The organism is Niveispirillum sp. (genome assembly GCF_017996735.1).
Taxonomy (GTDB): Bacteria; Pseudomonadota; Alphaproteobacteria; order Azospirillales; family Azospirillaceae; genus Niveispirillum.
Window position 1 is genome coordinate 1 of the sequence record NZ_JAGOGJ010000022.1, and the last position, 20023, is coordinate 20023.

5 protein-coding genes and 1 pseudogene are annotated in these 20023 nt (G+C 66.6%); 4 read left to right on the forward strand and 2 right to left on the reverse strand.

What is annotated here, in order from left to right; all coding sequences use genetic code 11:
- Together KBA48_RS09750 and KBA48_RS09755 are read right to left on the reverse strand one after the other, a co-directional pair.
- Positions 1-1604: cyclic peptide export ABC transporter (locus KBA48_RS09750; RefSeq protein WP_292905677.1), on the reverse strand; the 1604-nt coding region annotated here is incomplete at its 3' end.
- Between the two features lie 31 nt (positions 1605-1635).
- Positions 1636-1896, reverse strand: a complete 261-nt coding sequence (locus KBA48_RS09755; RefSeq protein ID WP_292905679.1) for a hypothetical protein — start codon at positions 1894-1896, stop codon at positions 1636-1638.
- Between the two features lie 456 nt (positions 1897-2352).
- Here KBA48_RS09755 and KBA48_RS09760 point away from each other — a divergent pair, with 456 nt between their 5' ends.
- The 4 genes and pseudogenes from KBA48_RS09760 to KBA48_RS09775 all read left to right on the forward strand — a co-directional run bounded on the left by KBA48_RS09760 (position 2353) and on the right by KBA48_RS09775 (position 20020).
- Positions 2353-13017, forward strand: coding sequence for a type I polyketide synthase (locus KBA48_RS09760; protein ID WP_292905681.1), 10665 nt, complete (start codon positions 2353-2355; stop codon positions 13015-13017).
- Between the two features lie 79 nt (positions 13018-13096).
- Positions 13097-13831 carry an alpha/beta fold hydrolase gene (locus KBA48_RS09765; RefSeq protein WP_292905683.1) on the forward strand — a complete coding sequence of 245 codons (735 nt, stop codon included), beginning with the start codon at positions 13097-13099 and terminating at the stop codon, positions 13829-13831.
- A gap of 37 nt (positions 13832-13868) precedes the next feature.
- Positions 13869-14081, forward strand: a pseudogene (locus KBA48_RS33020) (MbtH family protein); the annotation flags it as partial.
- 401 nt (positions 14082-14482) lie between these two features.
- Positions 14483-20020: a type I polyketide synthase gene (locus KBA48_RS09775; protein ID WP_292905687.1), complete on the forward strand. Its 5538-nt coding sequence runs from the start codon at positions 14483-14485 to the stop codon at positions 20018-20020.
- Positions 20021-20023 lie beyond the last annotated feature (3 nt).

Consider the following 20023-nt stretch of genomic DNA (forward strand, 5'->3'; position numbering starts at 1 on the left):
ATCCTGCCCTCTTCCAGATGCACGCGGCGATCCGCAAGGCCGAAATACCGGTCATCATGGGTCACACAGATGACGGTGGTACCGGCTTCCTTCATCTTGGGCAGGACTTCCTCATAAAATTTCCGCCGGAAATACGGGTCCTGGTCCGCCGCCCATTCATCCAGCACACAGATGGGGCGGTGTTCCATCATTGCGACGATCAGGGCCAGCCGCTTGCGCTGGCCGGCCGACAGGTCGATGGTCGACAATTCATTGCCGGCCAGCGACGTCTTGTCGTCAAGCCCGAATTCCGCGATCAGGGACTGCGCCTGGGAAAGTGCCGCAGGGTCCAGACCGTAAAGCCGCTTGAACAGATGATAATCGCTGAAAACCGCCGAAAAAAGCGAGCGGTAGGCCTGCATCTGCTGCGGCTCCAGCAAGCGTCCATCCAGCAGGATCATCCCCGCATGGGGCTGATACAAGGAGGTCAGCAGCCGCATGAAGGTCGATTTGCCCGACCCGTTGCCGCCGGAAATGAACAGCGTCTCACCCGAGCGCAGCGTCAGGTCGATCGGCCCCACCTGAAAAGACTGTTCCTGGCCGTCCCCGTCAAAACGGAAGGTCACGCCCCGCAACTCGATCTCACGGAAGCGGGTCAGGGGGGCCGCACAGGGGGTGTCACGCAGGTCGCCTTCACCCGTCTTGCGGAGAAGCCCCTCCAGATCGCGGATCGCCTTTGCGGCCGTGTTGGCACCGGCCAGCATGGGAACGGCGGAGATCACGGTTCCCAGCGGGCCGAACAGGAACAGCACGGCGGCGGTGGCCTTCACCACGCTGTCGCTGGGCGTATCGCTCAACATCGGCACCAGAAACACCACGGTGCCCAGCAACAGGAACAGGACATTCTGCGTGAAGACGAAGCTGCGGCCGAACTCCGACTGCGCGATGGTCCGCTGGTCGGCCGCATGAAGCGATGCCAGCACCACATCGTCCGCCGCCTCTGCGGCGCGGGTCGCGTTCAGCTTGATCTCCTTGAACCCGTCGACCACCCCGCCCAGCAGGTCGTGCAGCCGGTATTCCGCCGTCGTCGCCGCCTGGATCGCCACGTTGATGCGCGCCATCCGCGCCAGATAGAGGCTGGCCGCGCCGGCGGTGAAAATCACGGCCAGCACAAAGGCCGGCAAGGACACGAAGATGAGATAGAGTGTCGCAAAAACCAGAAGCACACAATTCTGCGCCAGCATGCCCAGCATGTTGCCGCATTGGGCAATGGTCTGGATCTCCTTGCTGAGGCCGTTGAAAATGCTGGTGCGGCCGATCTTTTCGACACCATCCAGTTCGCAATTCCGCAACTCGTCGATCAGCCGGCAACGGATACGATGGATGATGCGCTCAACCTCTTTCGCGGTGGTGCTCATCACGAAGCGTTGCGACACGGTATAGGCGGCGACCACCAGAATGAACTGCAGGCCCAGGCTGAACATATGTTCGCGGCCGTTCTGGTTGGCAGCCGTATTGATCAGCGCCAGCACCAGGGCATTGGTCAGACCGGCGACCGTAACGATCAGCAGGAAGCGCCGAAGATCGGGCACGGCCTCACTGCGAAGCAGTTGCAAGAACTCCATCAGGGAGCACCCGTCATTTTTGCGGCACTTTTCACACCGATCGCCCGCAGCCGGGGCAATAATGGATCTTGGTCAGCGCCTGCGTCTCTTTTTCGCAATGTTTGCAAACGGCGGAATAGGTTTGCGGGCGTGTGCTGCGGCTGAAATCCAGGCTGCTGAGAATGATGAAGAGCAATGTGATGATAGGCGTCAGCAGGATGGACAGCAGGAAGTACCCGCTAAAGCCGATCCGCCGCCGCCGCCCGACCAGACCGACCATGAAGCAGACCACAAAATAAGCCACAATAAGCATGGCCACATCCCTATATGTGTCAGCAAACCGGTCCCGAGACGCCCGACCGATGCCGGACAGTACCTGCATCGGCAAGAAAACGCATGTCATCCCGCCCTTTGAACTATCGTTCACCGGTGAACGGCGTATGTCAAACGGGCATGCATTCAATTCGGGATATAATCACACGGGACAAGTCGCTGTAAAGCCCGCCGCCTCGGCTTTGCGTGCGGCCCTGTGAACGAAAAACCTGACAAAGCCTCTTCATTCGTGCCTCTTATCAACTTTCCATGACATCGTGATGAAATCACCACAAGGGCCGCAACATGATTTCAATATAATCCAAAACCGCGCTTGACCAAACCGCCCCACCTGAATAGCCTCCTGCGAGCGCGGCTATTAAGTTAATCCCACCCGCGTTATGGTTTTTATTTCGTCTTTTCATGAAGACCGCCAAAATGAGGACGCCGACCCTCAATGAAAAATTCCGTTAACCTTAATGACCCCGCCAATGCCGAAAATGCAAGATTGATGGACCGGCTCGACATATCAATCACGGGTCAAAATGAACGACGGATCATTACCGATCTATTGCTGAGCGATCCGTCGGTGAAGGAATGCGTGGTCCTGTCACGACAGGAGCCCTCGGGCGATACCGTTCTGATTGCCTATCTGGTACTTGCGGACACCAACAGTGTTGATGTCGTCCTCCCCCGCCTGCACGGTTTGATGGCAGAGCGGGCCATCTTCCTCGTGCCGATCCTGCATATGCCGGTCGATGCCGGAGGCAGGCCGGACCTTGCCGCTCTTGAAAACCTGCCCGTATGGTCCGACACGCTGATCCCCGCCTGGGAGCGTGCCCTGACGGCCCAGGCCGGGGTTGAGCGGGCCGCCTGCCTGTCCGGGCCGCGCCCTGCGGTCCGCCGTTTTGTGGCCACCGAAAGGCTGGTGCGCGACCTGCTGCCGCGCTTGCGCGACCCCCAGGCCGCTGCCGGCGACGACGCCGCGCCCGCCGCAGCGATGGCGGATACCGAATCCGTCCCGTCGCTCTGTCAGGGGGACACGCTTCCCATTGTGCCGGGGGCGCCCGACACCCTGGCGAAGCTGCTGCTGGAGGCCCGGCCGGACGCGGCGATCGTCCAGGTGGAACCGGACGGGTCGGAACAGGTGGGAACCTATGGTGACCTCACCCGTGCGGCATGTCGGGTTCTGGGCGGCCTGCGTGATCTGGGATTGCGGGCCGGTGACAAGGTGCTGCTGCAACTTGACCGCAACGACGACATCCTGAAAGCCTTCTGGGGCTGCGTTCTGGGCGGCATGCAGCCGGTCATCGTATCGGTGCCGATGGCCTATGATGTCGAAAGCCGGGCGCTGGACCATCTGGTCCATATCTGGAACCTGCTGGGCAGGCCTTTGGTCCTGGCCACGGCCGAACGGGGACGGGCCATGGCCCAATCCCCGCTTCTGGGCCCGTCCCGCACGGCATCGATCGAGGATCTGCGCAACGGCCCGGCGGCCAGCGCCTTCCATGCCGCCTCTCCCGACGATGCGGCTTTCTATACCCTGTCTTCCGGCAGCACGGGCGCGCCGAAGGCGGTCATGCTTACCCACCGCAACGTGCTGGCCCGGGCGCGCGGGGTGAACCTGCTGTGCGGTCACACGGCCGATGACGTCATCCTGAACTGGCTGCCCTTCGACCATGTGGGCAGCATCTCCGACTGGCATATTCGCTGTGTCGTCCTGGGTTGCACGCTGGTCTACGCGCCGAAGGAAATGGTTCTGGGACGGCCGCTGGCCTGGCTGGACCTGATGCACAAATATCGCGTCACGCATAGTTGGGCGCCCAACTTCGCCTATTCCCTGGTCAGCGCCGCGTTGAAGACCGAACGCGCGGGTCAATGGGATCTTTCCTGTGTCAAGGGCCTGCTGACCGCCGGGGAGATGATCACCCGGTCGGCAACCCGCGAGTTCCTCTCCGGTCTGGCGCCGTTCGGTCTGCGCCCCTGCGTGGTGCGCACCGCGTTCGGCATGGCGGAGATGGGGTCGGGCGTCACTTATCACCTGCCGGCAGAGGGCCGGTCGCTGACCTTCCATCATATCGACCGCTCCAGCCTGGGCGGCCACCTGCGCGAGGTGGCGGCCGATGACGAGGCTGCCATATCCTTCGCCAGCCTGGGATCGGTGATCCCGGGCATGGCCCTGCGCATCGTCGATGCCGAACGGCAGGTGGTTCCGCAGGGGACCATCGGCAATGTTCAGTTCAGCGGCGCCGCCGTTTCGCCCGGCTACTTCGCCAACCCGGAGGCGAACAGCGTCTTTCACACCGATGGCTGGTTCGATACGGGCGATGCCGGTTTTGTCCTGAACGGGGACCTGTTCCTGACGGGTCGGGCCGGCACCGGCATCATCATCAACGGCGCCAATTTCTATAACAGCGAGATCGAGGCCGCCGTCGAACAGGTGGACGGCATCACCCCGTCCTTCAGCGCCGCCTGCGCCGTCCGCGCCCCTGGAAGCGACGAACAGAAGCTGGCGATCTTTTTCCATACCGACCTGACCGGCGACGCGGTTCTGCGCCCGCTGCTGCGCGCGGTCCAACTGCGCCTGACCCGGCAACTGGGCATCAAGGCCGACTATCTGGTCCCGGTCGATCGGGATGACATTCCCAAAACGGCGATCGGCAAGATCCAGCACAAGCGCCTGTCCAGCCGGTTCCATGACGGCGATTTCCAGGCTGTGCTGGACCGGGTGGACATCCTGACCGGGGGGGAGCGCACCCTGCCCGACCGGTTCCTGGAGGAAGTCTGGCACCGCAAGAACGCACCGCATGGCGGGCGGATGCCGGCCGGGGCCTGCTTGGTGTTCCTGGATGGGGGTGGGCTGGGCCGTCAGGTGGTTGCCCGCCTCACCGACGCCGGCATCGCCACCGTGACGGTGACGGCCGGGTCCGCCCTGTCACAGGACGGACCGGCCGCCTGGACGTTCAACACGAACCGGCCAGCCGATTGTGGCGCGCTGGTCGAACAGCTTGTGCAAGCCGGGGTCCGCTTGGGCGCCATCCTGCATCTGGGCGGCTGCGACGATGGTCATGGCGATGATCCGCAGGGTTTTGAACAGGCCGGGCGGAATGCCCGTACCCTGACGGCCCTGGCCCAGGCCCTGGCAGCATTGCCGGAGAGTGCCAGGCCGACGCGCCTTCTGGCCGTCTCCCGCCATGCGGCAGCGGTCCATGCCGGAGAGACCGGCGATCCTGCCAAGGCGGCATTGCCGGGATTGCTGGAAGGCATCGCCCGGTCGCTGCCCTGGCTGGAATGCCGGCACGCCGATATCGGGCGCGATGCGGCGGACGGCGCCGATATCATCGCGCGGGAACTGACGACACAGGCCAGTGACGCCCAGGTCGCCTTTCGCGACGGGCACCGGTGGGTGACCGGGCTGCGCCATGTGGATGTCGCTGGGCGCGCGGCACAGGATGACTGGCACAATCCCCTGCGGCGCGGCGGATGCTATGTGCTGGATAACGGCCTGGAAGGGGCCGGCCCGCTTCTGGCCGAATTCCTGCTGACGCGATACCAGGCGCGGGTGCTGATCCTGGGCCGCAACCCGTTGAGCGTGATGCAGGCCGGCACCCTGCGGCGCCTGCAATCCCTGGATGGGGAATGCAGGCATGGCTTGACGCTGGAAGAAGGGCTGACCGGCTGGGATGGTCCGCTGGATGGCATCGTCAACCTGCCGCCGGCCCGGCGGGACGAGACGGCGCTGGCCGCCGCCTTCGAACAGGAGATGGAGGATCTGTCGGCCCTGGCCCGGCGGGCGCGGCAGGATGGCTGCACCTTCATCGGCTTCCCCGCCGCGGCGCATGTCGGGGGCGGTAGCCCGGTCACCGCCGCACTGGCCGGGTTCCAGACGGCCCTGATGGCAAGCCTGGCGGCGGATGGTCTGCCCGTGCATGGCGCCGCCATTCAGGAAACCCCCGATGGGGATGGTCCCGGTCTTGACCTGCTGTTGATCGGCCTGCGGCTGGGCCGGGGCCGGTTGCTGATCGGCCTTGATGAGGACGACGCCCGTATCCGGTCACGCCGCATCGACGGGCCGCTGGACCCCATTGTCCGCACAGCCTTCTATACAGCCCGCACCCTGATGGCGGCCGATACCCTTCCCCGGCCCGTCGATATGTTCGGCACGCCGGTCGGGTGCGAATTCATTCAACTGCGCGAGCCGGAGAGTGCCGCCCCCGACCAGATCGAGCTATGGCCCTCGGTCGCGGAATATTACGTCTATGACGACCTGATCTATTACGCGCTGGCCAATGACGAGGCGCGCAACGCCAAATACCGGGCAGCCCTGGAACGCACCGTCAAGGGCAAGGTCGTCGTCGATGTCGGCACGGGCAAGGAGGCGATCCTGGCCCGTCTGGCCCTGCAGGCAGGCGCCCGCAAGGTCTATGCAATCGAGCGGGGGGAAGAGGCCTACGGGCTTGCCGTCGCGCATCTGGAAAATCTCGGCCTGTCAGACCGTATCACGGTCATTCATGGCGAGGCGGGGGCCGTGGACCTGCCGGAGCCGGCGGATGTCTGCGTGTCGGAAATCGTCGGCCCCATCGGCGGCTGCGAAGGCGCGGCGGTGATCATCAACGATGCCCACCGGCTTCTGCGTCCGGGCGGGATTATGATCCCCGTGCGCAGCACCACCAAGATCGCCGTTGCCCGCCTGCCCGACGCCATCCGCCTCAATCCGGGGTTCCACCGCGTCCCCGGCTCTTACACGGCCAAGATCTTCGATCAGATCGGCCATCCTTTCGATCTGCGCGTCTGCATCAAGAAATTCCCGCACGACCATGTCCTGTCGTCGGCGGACATTTTCGAGGATCTGGATTTCAGCCGGCCGATCCGGTTGGAGGACAGCCACGCCATACGGTTGGACATCGACAAGGCCTCGCGCTTCGACGGCTTCCTGGTCTGGCTGAACCTGCACACCATCGATGGCGAGGTGATCGACATCCTGGAGCAGGAGCATAGCTGGCTTCCGGTCTATATGCCCGTGTTCGAGCCGGGTATCGACGTCGTTCCCGGCGACCGGGTCGAGGCGACCATCACCCGCACCCTCTGCGACAATGGTCTCAATCCGGAATTCACCATCGAGGGCAACCTGATCCGGGCCGACGGCACGAGGGTCGCCTTCGCCCACGCCTCGCCGCACCATGCGCCGCGATACAGGCAACACCCCTTCTATCAGCGGCTGTTCGCGGACGATCCCTATGGCCGCCTGCCCTCCAGCCGCCCTGGCACGCCGCTGCAATATCTACCGGAAATGCCGGTCACCAGCGACGGCGCCATCGACCGGTCGCGTCTGGCCACTCTGCGGGATGGCGGCGACCGCGCCGGTGCCCCCCGGGTGGCGCCGGCTTCGGAAATGGAGATCAGCATCGCCGGTGTCTGGCAGGAAGTGCTGGGCGTGGCCGAGGTGGGGCTGGACGACAATTTCTTCGAACTGGGCGGCCATTCGCTGCTGCTGGTCCAGGCGCATCACCGGCTGGTGGCCTTGTTCGGGCCGCGATTGACCCTGGTCGACCTGTTCAAACACCCGACCATCCGGGAACTGGTGCAGGTTCTGACCGACGGGGTGGAACAGGCCAACCCGTCGCAGCGGGGGTCCGACCGGGCCCGGCAACGCACCCTGGCCATGGGGGATCGCGACAGCCGGGATATCGCCGTGATCGGCATGGCCTGCCGCTTTCCGGGCGCCGACGACCCGCAGGCATTCTGGCGCAATCTGGCATCCGGCACGGAATCGATCACATTCTTCAGTGAAGAGGAAGTGGTCGCGTCTGGCATCGACCCATCCCTGGTCCGGCACAAGGACTATGTGAAGGCCAGCCCCATCCTGTCGGATATCGAAGGGTTCGACGCCGAATTCTTCGGGTACGGGGCGGCGGATGCGGCCCTGATGGACCCACAGCAGCGGCTGCTGCTGGAATGCGGATGGGAGGCGCTGGAAAGCGCCGGCTACGATCCTGTCGGCTACCGTGGGGAAATCGGCGTCTATGCCGGCGCCAGCATGAATACCTACCTGCTGAACAATGTGCTGCCCAATCGCGGCAGCCTTGACTTGCAGGACAGTCTGGATGTCACGACGCTGGATTCCATGGGCGGGTTCCAGTTGATGGTGGCCAACGACAAGGATTATCTGCCCACCCGCCTGTCCTATAAGCTCAATCTGCGCGGGCCCAGCGTCAATGTGCAGACGGCCTGTTCGACCGGTCTGGTGGTCATTCACATGGCCTGCCAGTCGCTGTTGAATGGCGAGGCCGATATGTTCCTGGCGGCCTGCTCTGCGGTACAGGTGCCGAACCGGGCCGGCCATCTGTATCAGGATGGCATGATCGTCTCCCCCGACGGCCATTGCCGCGCCTTCGATGCGCAGGCCAAGGGCACCGTGTTCGGCAGCGGCGTCGGCGTGGTGTTGCTGAAACGCCTGGATGACGCGCTGCGCGACGGCGACCATGTCCTGGCGGTGGTCAAGGGTTCCTCCGTCAACAATGACGGCGGCGACAAGGTCGGCTACATGGCCCCGTCGGGCGAGGGCGAAGCGTCTGCCGTGGCGGAAGCGCTCGAAATCGCCGGCATCTCTCCCGACAGTGTCGGCTTCATCGAAGCCCACGGCACCGGAACGGAGATGGGCGACCCGATCGAGGTCAATGCCCTGACCCAGGCCTTCCGGCTGGGCACCGAGGCCAAGGGCTTCTGCGCCATCGGATCGGTGAAGACCAATGTCGGCCATTTGCAGATCACGTCGGGCATGGCAGGCTTCATCAAGGCGGTGCTGGCGCTGCGGCACAAGGCCATTCCGGCCAGCCTGCATTTCGACACGCCCAATCCGGCCATCGATTTCGCCAACAGCCCCTTCTATGTGCCGACGCGGCTGACGCCCTGGCCGGCGGCCGGCACGCCGCGCCGCGCGGGCGTGAATTCCCTGGGCATCGGCGGCACGAACGCCCATGTCATCCTGGAGGAGGCGCCCGCCCCCCTGCCATCGGTGGCGGGGGCGGAGCGGTCGCGCCATATCCTGATGCTGTCGGCACGAAGCGAAACGGCGCTGGCGCAGCTTGCCGGGCGCTATGCCGCCTTCCTGGATGACAATCCCGATGCGTCGCTGGCCGATATCTGCTTCACGGCCAATACTGGCCGCCGGGCCTTCGATCATCGGTTGGCCGTCACCGCCGGCACGGTGGCGGAACTGGCCGCCGCCTTGGGAACCGATGCACAGCATGTCGTCCGTGGCCGGGTCGCCGGCCGGGCACGCATCGCCTTCCTGTTCACCGGCCAGGGATCGCAATATGTCGGCATGGGCCGGCAACTCTACGACACCCAGCCTGTTTTCCGCGCGCATCTGGACCGCTGCGCCGAGATCCTGGCGCCGCTGCTGGAACAACCGCTGCTGGACCTGCTGTATCCGTCGGCGGACGCAGGGTCAGGCCCCGACCTGAACGACACGCTGCATGCCCAGCCGGCCCTTTTCGCGCTGGAATATGCCCTGGCCCGACTGTGGATGTCCTGGGGTATCGTGCCCGACCATGTCATGGGGCATAGTCTGGGCGAGTATGTCGCCGCCTGCATCGCGGGGGTGTTCAGCCTGGAGGATGCGCTGGCGCTGGTGGCCAGCCGGGCCCGCCTGATGCAGGCATTGCCGCGCGATGGCGGCATGCTGGCGGTCTTTGCCGGTCTGGAACAGGTCCGGCCCCTGCTCTCCACCTTCGCGGACAGGGTTTCCGTGGCGGCCGAGAACGGGCCGGCGAACATCGTCCTTTCCGGGCACAGCCCGGCTCTGGCGGAACTGCGCACGATCCTGGACCGGGCCGGCATCACCAGCCGGCCGCTGCAGACCTCGCACGCGTTCCATTCGCCCCTGATGGAACCGATGCTGGCGGACTTTGCCAAGACCGCCGCCCGCGTCGGCTACAACCAGCCTTCCATCCGGCTGGTCAGCAACCTGACCGGCGCCATCGCGGGAGAGGAGATCGCCACCGCCGATTACTGGTGCCGGCATATCCGTGAACCGGTGCGATTCCAGGCCGGCATTGCAACCATCACCGCCGCCGGATGCGGCACGTTCCTGGAGATCGGGCCAAAATCCACGCTGCTGGGGCTGGCCGCCGCCTGCCTGCCCCCCGACGCGGCACTGCTGCTGCCCAGCCTCGCCGACCAGCGACCGGACTGGGACACGATGCTGGACAGTCTGGCGCGGCTGGCGGTGCGGGGGCCTGTGGACTGGGCCGCCTTCGACGATGGCTATGGCCGTCGCCGCCTGCCCCTGCCCACCTATCCGTTCCAGCGCCAGCGTCATTGGCTGGACCGGCCGGCGCGCACGGTCCAGACGCCGGCCCGCCCCACCGGCCTGCCCTCCCTGCTGGGCCGGCGGCTGCGGCTGCCGACGCTGGGAGCCACGGTTTATGAAAATCTGTTCAGCACGGCCGACCTGCCGCTGCTGGCCGACCACCGCATCTTTGGCGAAGTGGTGGTTTCCGGTGCCTGTCACCTGTCCATGATGCTGAGCGCCCTGGCGGCAACAAAGCCGGCGGGCGGCTGCGTGATACGCGATGTCGGCTTCCTTCAGCCGTTGGTGATCGCCGACGGACAGTCACGCACCGTCCAGGTGGTGATGACGGCGGAAGGTGGTCGCACCACCCTGCGGCTGGTCAGCTTCGCCAGCGGGGAGGACGAGGTCGAACCCGTCATCGCCACCCATGCGGAGGCCTTCTGCCAGGCCGGTGACCGTCCCCCGGCCGCAACGCCGGGCCAGCGCCGGGCTGCATGGGACCGGTGCGGGCGCGTGATCACCGCCGACAGCTTCTATCAGATCCAGGCCGACCGCCGTATCGGACTGGGTCCCAGCTATCGCTGGCTGGAGAGCATCCATCTGGGCGATGGGGAGGCCGTGTGCGCCCTGCGCCCGCCTGCCTTGCTGGGCGGGCTGGCGGCCAGACCGCTGCATCCCGGCCTGCTCGATGCCGCCTTCGGTCTGCTGCTGACGGCGGCACCGCTGGCGGAAGGGGATACCTGGCTGCCCTTCGGGATTGCGGCAGTGCATCTGCATGGCGATCCCGACCCGGAGGGGTGCTGGGCGCATCTCAGCCTGCGACCGGCCGACAATGACGACCATGTTGTGGCCGACGTGCGCCTGTTCGACCGGAACGACCGTGTGGCCCTGGAATTCATCGGGCTGGAGGGGCGGCGTGCGCGCAGCGCCGACATCCTGCGGCACCGCACGGATGGCGCCGGGTCGGGTCTGCTCCATGTCCGGGAATGGCGTCCCCTGCCCCCACCCGCGGTGGTATCCGGTCCGGTCATCGGTCACTGGCTGCTGCTGGCGGACGGACAGGGCGTTGCGGAACGTCTGGCGCAGCGGTTGCGCGCCAATGGCGCCCGTTGCACCCTGGCTTTCGCGGGCGACCATTTCATGGCCGATGGCCCGGACCGCTATCGCCTGAACCCGACAAGGCCGGATGATTTCCAGCAATTGCTGCGCGAAAGCCGGGATGGTGGAGCCCCCTATGGCGGCATCGTTTATCTTTGGGCATTGGATGAGCCGGCACCGCACGCATCCATGGGCGACAGGACCTGTGCCGGCACCCTTCATCTGATCCAGGCCCTTGATCAGGCGGGCCTTGCCGCGTCCACGCGGGTCTGGCTGGCCACGCAAGGGGCGCAGGCGGCAGAAGACGGGGGCCCGTTGCGGATCGAACAGGCGCCGCTATGGGGTCTGGGTCTGGCGCTCAGCCATGAATATCCACAGTTGCACTGTGTCTGCGTGGATATGGACCCGGCGGCCCCTATGCCGGAGGTCGATCTGCTGTCCAGCCTCACCGCCCCCGATGGGGAGGGACAGGTGCTGTGGCGTGGGGGCACACGACATGCGGCCCGGCTGGTCCGTCGGACGGACAGGGGATTGGACGGCCGGGTCACGGTGCGGCCCGACGGTTTCTATCTGGTCACGGGCGGTCTGGGTGCGCTGGGTCTTCTCTGCGCCGAATGGCTGGTACAGGCGGGCGCCCGCCATCTGCTGCTGATCGGACGCCGACCACCATCGCCCGCCGCACGCGACGCCATCGCCGCGATGGAAGCGGCCGGCGCCACGGTGCGGGTTGCCCTGGCTGACATGGCGGATGCCGACGCCCTGGCCGCCGCGCTGACCGGGTTCGGAGACGGGGCGCCGGCCCTGCGCGGTGTGATCCATGCGGCCGGCGGCATCGCCGATGGCATGATGATCGACCAGAACTGGGAACGGTTCCGCAGCATCCTGCCCGCCAAGATCGCGGGAGCCTGGAACCTGCACCGGCTGACGCGGGAGGCGCCGCTGGAGTTTTTCGCCCTGTTCTCCTCCGCCGCCTCCCTGCTGGGCAATGCCGGACAGGCGAATTACGGCGCGGCGAATGCCTTCCTGGACGGGCTGGCCCATTACAGAAGGTCTCAGGGCCTGCCCGCCACCGCCATCAACTGGGGACCATGGGATCAGGTAGGTATCGCTGCCACCGATCCGGCCATCCGGGCGCGGCTGGGTCGCCAGGGCTTCACGCCCCTGCGGCCGGGCGACGGCGTGGACATGCTGGCGCGGCTGCTGGTCACGGATAATGCCCAGTTCGGCGTGCTTGACGCCGATTGGGCCACCTATCTGGCACAGATGGCCGGGCCGTCGCCGCTGCTCGCCGATCTGGCCGTGGCGACGCCGGCACCGGCCAGGGCGGAGGTGGCGCCCGACCTGTCAGCCCGCCTGCGCGACGCAACACCGGACAACCGGCGGTCGATCCTGGATGAGCTTGTCCAGGGCACGCTGCGGCGCATCCTGGGGGGGCCGGTCCCGCCATCGGATATCCCTCTGACCGATCTCGGCGTGGATTCGCTGATGGCTGTGCAGTTCCGCAACGCGCTGGCCCATGCCGTACGGTTGTCCCTGCCGGTCAGCCTGGTCTTCAACCACCCGACCCTCGCCGACATTACCGCTTTCCTGGAAGGCCTGCTGGCCGGGCCTGCGGACATGCAAAACCCCGAAAGCGACAGGCCGGCATCGCCCGGCGGTGCGGCACAGCGCGCGGCCCTGGACGTGCTGTCCGATATTGACGGGCTTTTGGGAAGCCTTCCATCATGAGATTGCCCTTGTCAGAAGTGGTACCAAAAGAGGTAGGGTGCAGCCCTAACGTCCCCGGAAGCCGTTTCCAGCAGATCCCATGAAACCAAACACTTGGATGAGCTGCCCGGTGCCCAACCCGTCAGCGACCATGCGGTTGTTCTGTCTGCCCTTTGCCGGCGGCGGCGCATCGGCCTATCGCGGTTGGGGACAGGCCCTGCCGACCGTCGAACTCTATCCGGTCCGGCTGCCCGGTCGGGAGGCCCGGCTGGGTGAGTCGGCTTTTACGGTCATGCGTGATCTGGTGGAAAGTCTGGCGGACGAGATCGTTCCCTACGCCGACAAGCCTTTCGCCCTGTTCGGGCACAGCATGGGCGCCCTGGTTTCGTTCGAACTGGCGCGTGCCCTGCGCCGGCGCGGGGCGCGGCCGCCGGCCATGCTGTTCCTGTCGGCCCACCGCGCGCCGCACCTGCCGCTGCGCCGCCTGCCGCTGGCCGGCATGAACGATGCAGAGTTCCTGGAGGCTTTGCGCCGGTTCGGTGGGACGCCGCCGGAGGTTTTTGCCCATCAGGAACTGCTGGACATCGTCCTGCCGACATTGCGGGCCGATTTCACATTGTGTGACGGCTATCGCCACGTGCCGGAGGCGCCGCTGGACTGTCCGTTCATCCTGTATGCGGGGCGGCAGGATAGCGAAGTGTCACCCGCCGAAGTGGAAGCATGGGGCGAGCACACGACACAGGGCGCCCGGTTGCGGCTGTTTCCGGGGGATCATTTCTTTTTGCATTCCAACCGCGACCTGCTGCTGCGGGCCATGGCCAGCGTGCTGGCATGACACGGCGGTGAGTGTCACGGAAGTTCAGGAGAGGTCGATGCAGCGCGACGAACAGGAAGACACGAGCCTGTACAGCGTGGTGATGAACCACGAGGAGCAATATTCCATCTGGCCGGCCGACCGGGAGCTTCCTATTGGCTGGACGGCGGCCGGCAAGGTGGGCAGCAAGGCCGAATGCCTTGCCCATATCGAGGCGGTCTGGACGGACATGCGCCCGCTCAGCCTGCGTCGTCGCATGGAGGAGATCGCCCGCTCCCCGCAACCCGCGACACAGACGGCCCCCCCTGATGCCGAGGAGGGGCCGGATCTGGTGCAGCGCCTTTCCGTGGGCACCCACGCGGTCGAGGTGGGCCTGCGCCCCGACCGCACGGTCGCGGCCCTGCGTGATGCCATCGATCGCGGATATGTGCATATCCGTTTCACCGAAACCACGGGCGGCACCGAACTGGGCGTCCGGCTGGACCGGGCCGATTGCGACCTGTCCCGCGCCGACCTTGTCGCCGGCACCGGCACCATCCGGCTGGCCGGCACCCTGACCCTGGACTTTGTCAAGGTGCGCTGTTCCGCCGACATCGACCTGCCGGCAATGACCGGGCGCGGACATCTTGACATTCAGCAGAGCTGAGACGGATCGCAGCGGGAATGGCGGACATGGCGCAACCTGATCGAGAGGAGGCCTACCGGCAGGCCCTGCTGAAGGCAAAGGACGCCATCCGTCAGTTGATGGAAGAGAATGCCGCCCTGCGGAAGAAAGAAACCATCGCCATCATCGGCATGTCCTGCCGCTTTCCGGGCGGTGCCAATGATCCGGCGGATTTCTGGCGGCATCTGCAAGAGGGTGTCGACGCCATCACCGACGTGCCGGAAAGCCGCTGGCCCGCCGCCGACTATCTGTCCGCCGATCCCGATGCGCCGGGCAAGATGTACACGGCGCGGGGCGGGTTTCTGAATGTCCCTGTCGGCGATTTCGATGCCCCGTTCTTCGGCATCACCCCGCGTGAGGCGCGGGCCATGGATCCGCAGCACAGGCTGCTGCTGGAAACCGGGTGGGAGGCACTGGAAGATGCCTTCCTGGACCCGTCCACGCTGAAGCACAGCCGCACGGGCGTCTATATCGGCATGGCGGGTGACGATTATGTCCGGGCCCATCGACATTCCGGCCAGCCGGACCTGATCGACGCCTATTCCATCACGGGCAGTACCGGCAGCACGGCGGCGGGGCGGTTATCCTATCTGCTGGGGCTGCACGGGCCGTCGCTGGCAATCGACACGGCCTGTTCCTCGGCCCTGGTCGCCCTGCATCTCGCCTGTCGCGGACTGCGGTCGGGGGAGACGGACATGGCGATGGTGGGCGGGGTGAACCTGATCCTGTCGCCGGAGGGGCATATCTGCTTTTCCAAGCTGCGCGCCATCTCCCCCGAAGGACGGTGCAAGGCGTTCGATGCCACCGCCGACGGCTATGTACGCAGCGAAGGTGCCGGCTTTGTCATCCTGAAGCGCATGGCCGACGCGGTCCGGGATGGCAACCGCATCCTGGCCGAAATCAAGGGGACCGCCGTCAATCAGGATGGCCGCACCAACGGGCTGGCCGCCCCCAATGGCGAAGCGCAGAAGGCCGTCCTGCGCGAGGCGTTGGGCGATGCCGGCCTGGACGCCGCCGACATCGACTATGTGGAAGCGCACGGCACCGGCACCCTGCTGGGTGATCCGATCGAGGCGGAGGCCCTGGGCTCCGTGTTCGGGCCGGGCCGTTGGCAGCCGCTGTCCATCGGATCGGTGAAAAGCAATATCGGTCATCTGGAAGCCGCGGCCGGCATGGCCGGGCTGATCAAGCTGATCCTGGCGCTGCGGCATGAACAATTGCCCGCCTCCCTGCATTTCCGCACGCCCAATCCGCATGTCGACTGGACGGCCCTGTCCCTGCGCGTGAATGACCGGAGCATGCCCTGGAAACGGTCGGAACGGCCGCGCCGGGCCGGGCTCAGTTCCTTCGGGTTCAGCGGAACGAATGCCCATGTGATACTGGGGGAGGCGCCGCCCACCGCCCCGCGCGGCGGGGAGCCCGTGACCGGTTCCCATCTTCTCTGCCTGTCGGCCCATGATCAGGCGGGGCTGCGCGATCTCGCCGTCCGTTACCGGTCACTATTGTCGGATGCCAAACCGGGGATTGTGGCCGATATCTGCCACTCGGCCGCGATCGGTCGCCGCCATCTGCACTGCCGGCTGGCCGTGGAGGGGACGGGCGCGGAGGAGATGCGCGACCGGCTGGATGCCTATCTGGCGGGACAGCCCGATATCGGGGTGATGGCCGACAGCGCCGACAATCGCAAGACAGCCTTCCTGTTCACCGGCCAGGGATCGCAATATCCCGGCATGGGACAGGGGCTTTACCAGAGATGGCCCGTGTTCCGGGAGGCGGTGGACGGGTGCGACGCGCTGCTGCGGCCGCGACTGGGCTTCTCCCTGGCAGAACGGATGTTCACGGACACGACCGAGGCCCTGGCGCAGACCGCGCTGGCACAGCCGGCGCTGTTCGTTCTGGAATATGCCTTGTCGCGGCTCTGGGCCTCATGGGGTATTCACCCGCAATTCGTGATCGGGCACAGCGTCGGCGAGTATGTGGCCGCTTGTATCGCGGGGGTTTTCAGTCTGGAGGACGGGTTGACCCTGATCGCGGAGCGGGGGCGGCTGATGCAGGCGCTGCCGCCGGGCGGGGCAATGGCGGCCCTGTTCGCCGCGCCGGACCGGGTGGCTCTGGCCGTGGCTGCCGATGCCGGCCCCCTCGACATCGCCGCGATCAACGGGCCCGACCATACCGTGATCTCCGGTGATGCGGCGGCGGTGGAACGGGTGGCGGACGCCATGGAAGCGCAAGGGGTACGGGTGGCGCATCTGGCGGTCTCGCACGCCTTCCATTCCGCCCTGATGGAACCGATGCTGGCGGCATTCGAACAGACGCTGAGCCGGATCACCCTGTACCCCCCACGGATACCGGTCGTGTCGAACCTGACGGGGGAGATCGCGGGACCGGCAATCGCCACTCCCCGCTACTGGATCGACCATATCCGTCGCCCCGTGGCTTTTGCCGCCGGCATGGCGGCGCTGGCGCGGGCAGGCGCACGGCAGTTCCTTGAACTGGGACCGCAGGCCACTTTGCTGACCATGGGACGGCAATGTGTCGCCGGCCAGGCCGGATGGCTGCCCAGCCTGAAGCGGGGCGCCCCGGATGCACAGGTCATCCAGCGGTCGCTGGGTGCCCTTTACGCCGCCGGTGCCACGGTGGACTGGGCCGCTTTCCATGCGGGCCGCGACCATCGCTGGATCGACCTGCCGCATTATCCGTTCCAGCGCAGCCGCCACTGGATCGATGCCCCCCCGGCAAAGGCCGCGCCAGAACCGGCCCGGATCGCACCGCTGCTGGACCGGATGGTGCGCTCCCCCTTGCTGGACACGGTGCTGTTCGAAACGCGGTTCGGCGTGGATCTTATCCCGCTGCTGGCCGAACACCGGATTTTCGGGACGGTGGTGGTGTCCGGCGCCAGCCTTGTCTCCATGGTGCTGCAGGCGGCAGCCCAGGCATTCGGCGACCTGCCCGTCAGCCTGTCCGACCTGCTGATGCGGCAGGCATTGGTGATCCCCGATGATGGCTATCGGTTGGTTCATCTGGCCTTCACGCCCGCGTCCAGTCCCGAAATCGCCTTCCGCCTGATCAGTCTGGACGCGACGCAGGACCCGGACAGCCAGATCCTGCACCTGTCCGGCACGTTGCGGTCGGGCGCGGTCGATGCCACCCCTCCCCTGTCGCCAACCGGGGTGCTGGATATGCAGGGGCGGCTCGACACCAGACTGTCGGGCGAACAGGTCAGGCAGGCGCATCGGCACCGGCATATCGATCTGGGCCCCAGCTATGTCTGGCTGGAGAGCATGCGGCTGGACCCGCATCAGTCGGTCGGCCATCTGCGTCCGCCGCCCCTGGACCGGCCACTGACCACACAGGACCACCGGATGCATCCGGGACTGGTGGATTCCTGGATCAGCCTGCTGGCCGCCATGGTCGGGATCGAGGGGGACAAACCCCTGGTGCCCTTCGCCATGGACCGGTTCACCCTGTTCCGGCCGCCGGGCGATGGTCCGCTGCTGGCCCATGCACGACGGCGCCCGGCGGAAGGGCGCATGATCGGTGACCTGTGGCTGTGGGATCAGGCGGGGAATCTGGTGGCGGAATGTCTGGGGCTGGAAGGCCGGCAGACGACGATGGAAGCGCTGATGCGCCGTCCCGCCGCCGATCCTGCGCAATCATGGTTCCATCAGTTGCAATGGCTGCCATCGGAGCTGCCGGTCGCAGCCGACCCGGACCAGGCCCCATGGTTGATCTTCGCCGATGCGGCCGGTGAAGGCGACGCCCTGGCCCGGCATCTGGCGGCCGGCGGGCGCCGCACCGTCCGCGTGACGCCGGGCATGGCCTTTTCGGCAATGGCTGCGGACCAGTACCAGATCGATCCGCAGCGGGCCGACGATATGGCGTTGCTGCTGGAAACGGCATTGGCACAACGGGGCCAGCCTTTCCATGTGGCCTATCTCTGGGGTCTGGATGCCCGGTCGGACGGTGCCGCGTCCCTTGCCGATACCATCGCCGGGGCCACACTCCCGTTCCTGCATCTGCTGGGCGCCATCGCACGCCGCAACGACACCATCTCCCCCACGATCACCGTCGTGACAAGGGGGGCCGGGGCCGTGTCTGCGGACCAGCCGGTGGAACCCGCCCAGGCCCCCTTGTGTGGGCTGGCGCTTACCGCCGCATTGGAACATCCGGAATTGCGCGTGCGGCTGGTCGATCTGGACCCGGGGGCCGATGCGCCATCCACCGGGGCGCTGGCCCGGGCGTTGACCGGCACGGACGATGAGGAGCGGGTGGCCCTGCGCCAGGGTCGCCGGCATGTGGCGCGGCTGGTCCGTGTCCCACCGCCGGCCCCGCCGGAACCGGTCCGGCTGCGGGCGGACAAGTCATACCTGATCGTCGGCGGGCTGGGCGGACTGGGCCGCCTTACCGCACGGCGGCTGGTTGCCCGCGGCGCGCGTGACCTGACCCTGACGGGACGCAGCGGCGCCGGGCCGGAGGCGGAGGCCTTCCTGACGGCATTGCGGCAGGAGGGGGCCACGGTCCGGATCTGCCGCGCCGATCTGGCGGTGGTGACGGATGTGGCGGCGGCACTGGCCACCGCGACCGCCGAACGCCCGCTGGCCGGGATCATCCATGCCGCCGGCATCCTGGATGATGGCGTTCTGCTGCAGCTTGACGGGCAGCGCCTGTCGCGTGCCCTGGCGGCCAAGACCGTCGGCCTTTACCACCTGCATGAACAGACCCGGCATCTGCCGCTGGATTTTTTCGTCGGCTATTCCTCCATGGTGTCGATGACCGGTTCCCCGGCCCAGGGGGCCTATGCGGCCGCCAACGGCTTCGTCGATGCACTGATGCAGATGCGCCGGGCTGGCGGGCTGACGGGCCTGAGCATCAATTGGGGACCATGGGCAGAGGCCGGCATGGCCGCACGGCTGGAGGAACGGCAGGGCCAGCGGCTGTCGCGCCAGGGACTGACCGCCCTGCCGCCCGAAGACGCGCTGGATGCGCTGGAACGCGCCATGGCCGGCGCCGTGTCCCCCATCGGGATCATGCAGGTGGACTGGTCCGCCTTTCTGCGGCACATGCCCGGCACCCGGTACCGACCCCTGTTCGAGACATTGCTGCCCAAATCCCAGGAAAGGCCGGCCAAGGCGGATTGGATGGCGCGGCTGCGCGACGTGCCGCCCGCATCGCGGCGGCCCACGCTGACCGGCCTGGTCCGGGAAGAGATCATCCGGGTGATGGGGGCGCCGGCCGGCACATTCATCTCCCCCCGGCAGCCCTTGTTCGAACTGGGCATGGACTCCCTGATGGCCGTTGAACTGCGCGGCCGGCTGTCGGGCGCGCTAGGCTTTGCCCTGGCGACGACCCTGCTGTTCGACTATCCGACGCTGGAAGCATTGACCGACCATCTTGCCGCCACCGTGCCCGGCCTGGAGCCTGCTTCCCCGCCGGCTGCTCCCCCCGCAGCGGCGCAGCCGGTCGCCGATGCCGGGGACCTGGACGACCTGTCGATGTCGGAGCTGGAGGCCCTGCTGGCCGAGCGGCTCGCCCTGGGAACGGAATAGGGG

What these genes read in the sequence shown, in the direction of transcription:
- KBA48_RS09755 (WP_292905679.1), bottom strand. Translation starts at nt 1,896, where the DNA reads ATGCTTATTGTGGCTTATTTTGTGGTCTGCTTCATGGTCGGTCTGGTC.
- KBA48_RS09775 (WP_292905687.1), top strand. Translation starts at nt 14,483, where the DNA reads ATGGCGCAACCTGATCGAGAGGAGGCCTACCGGCAGGCCCTGCTGAAG.
- KBA48_RS09760 (WP_292905681.1), top strand. Translation starts at nt 2,353, where the DNA reads ATGAAAAATTCCGTTAACCTTAATGACCCCGCCAATGCCGAAAATGCA.
- KBA48_RS09765 (WP_292905683.1), top strand. Translation starts at nt 13,097, where the DNA reads ATGAAACCAAACACTTGGATGAGCTGCCCGGTGCCCAACCCGTCAGCG.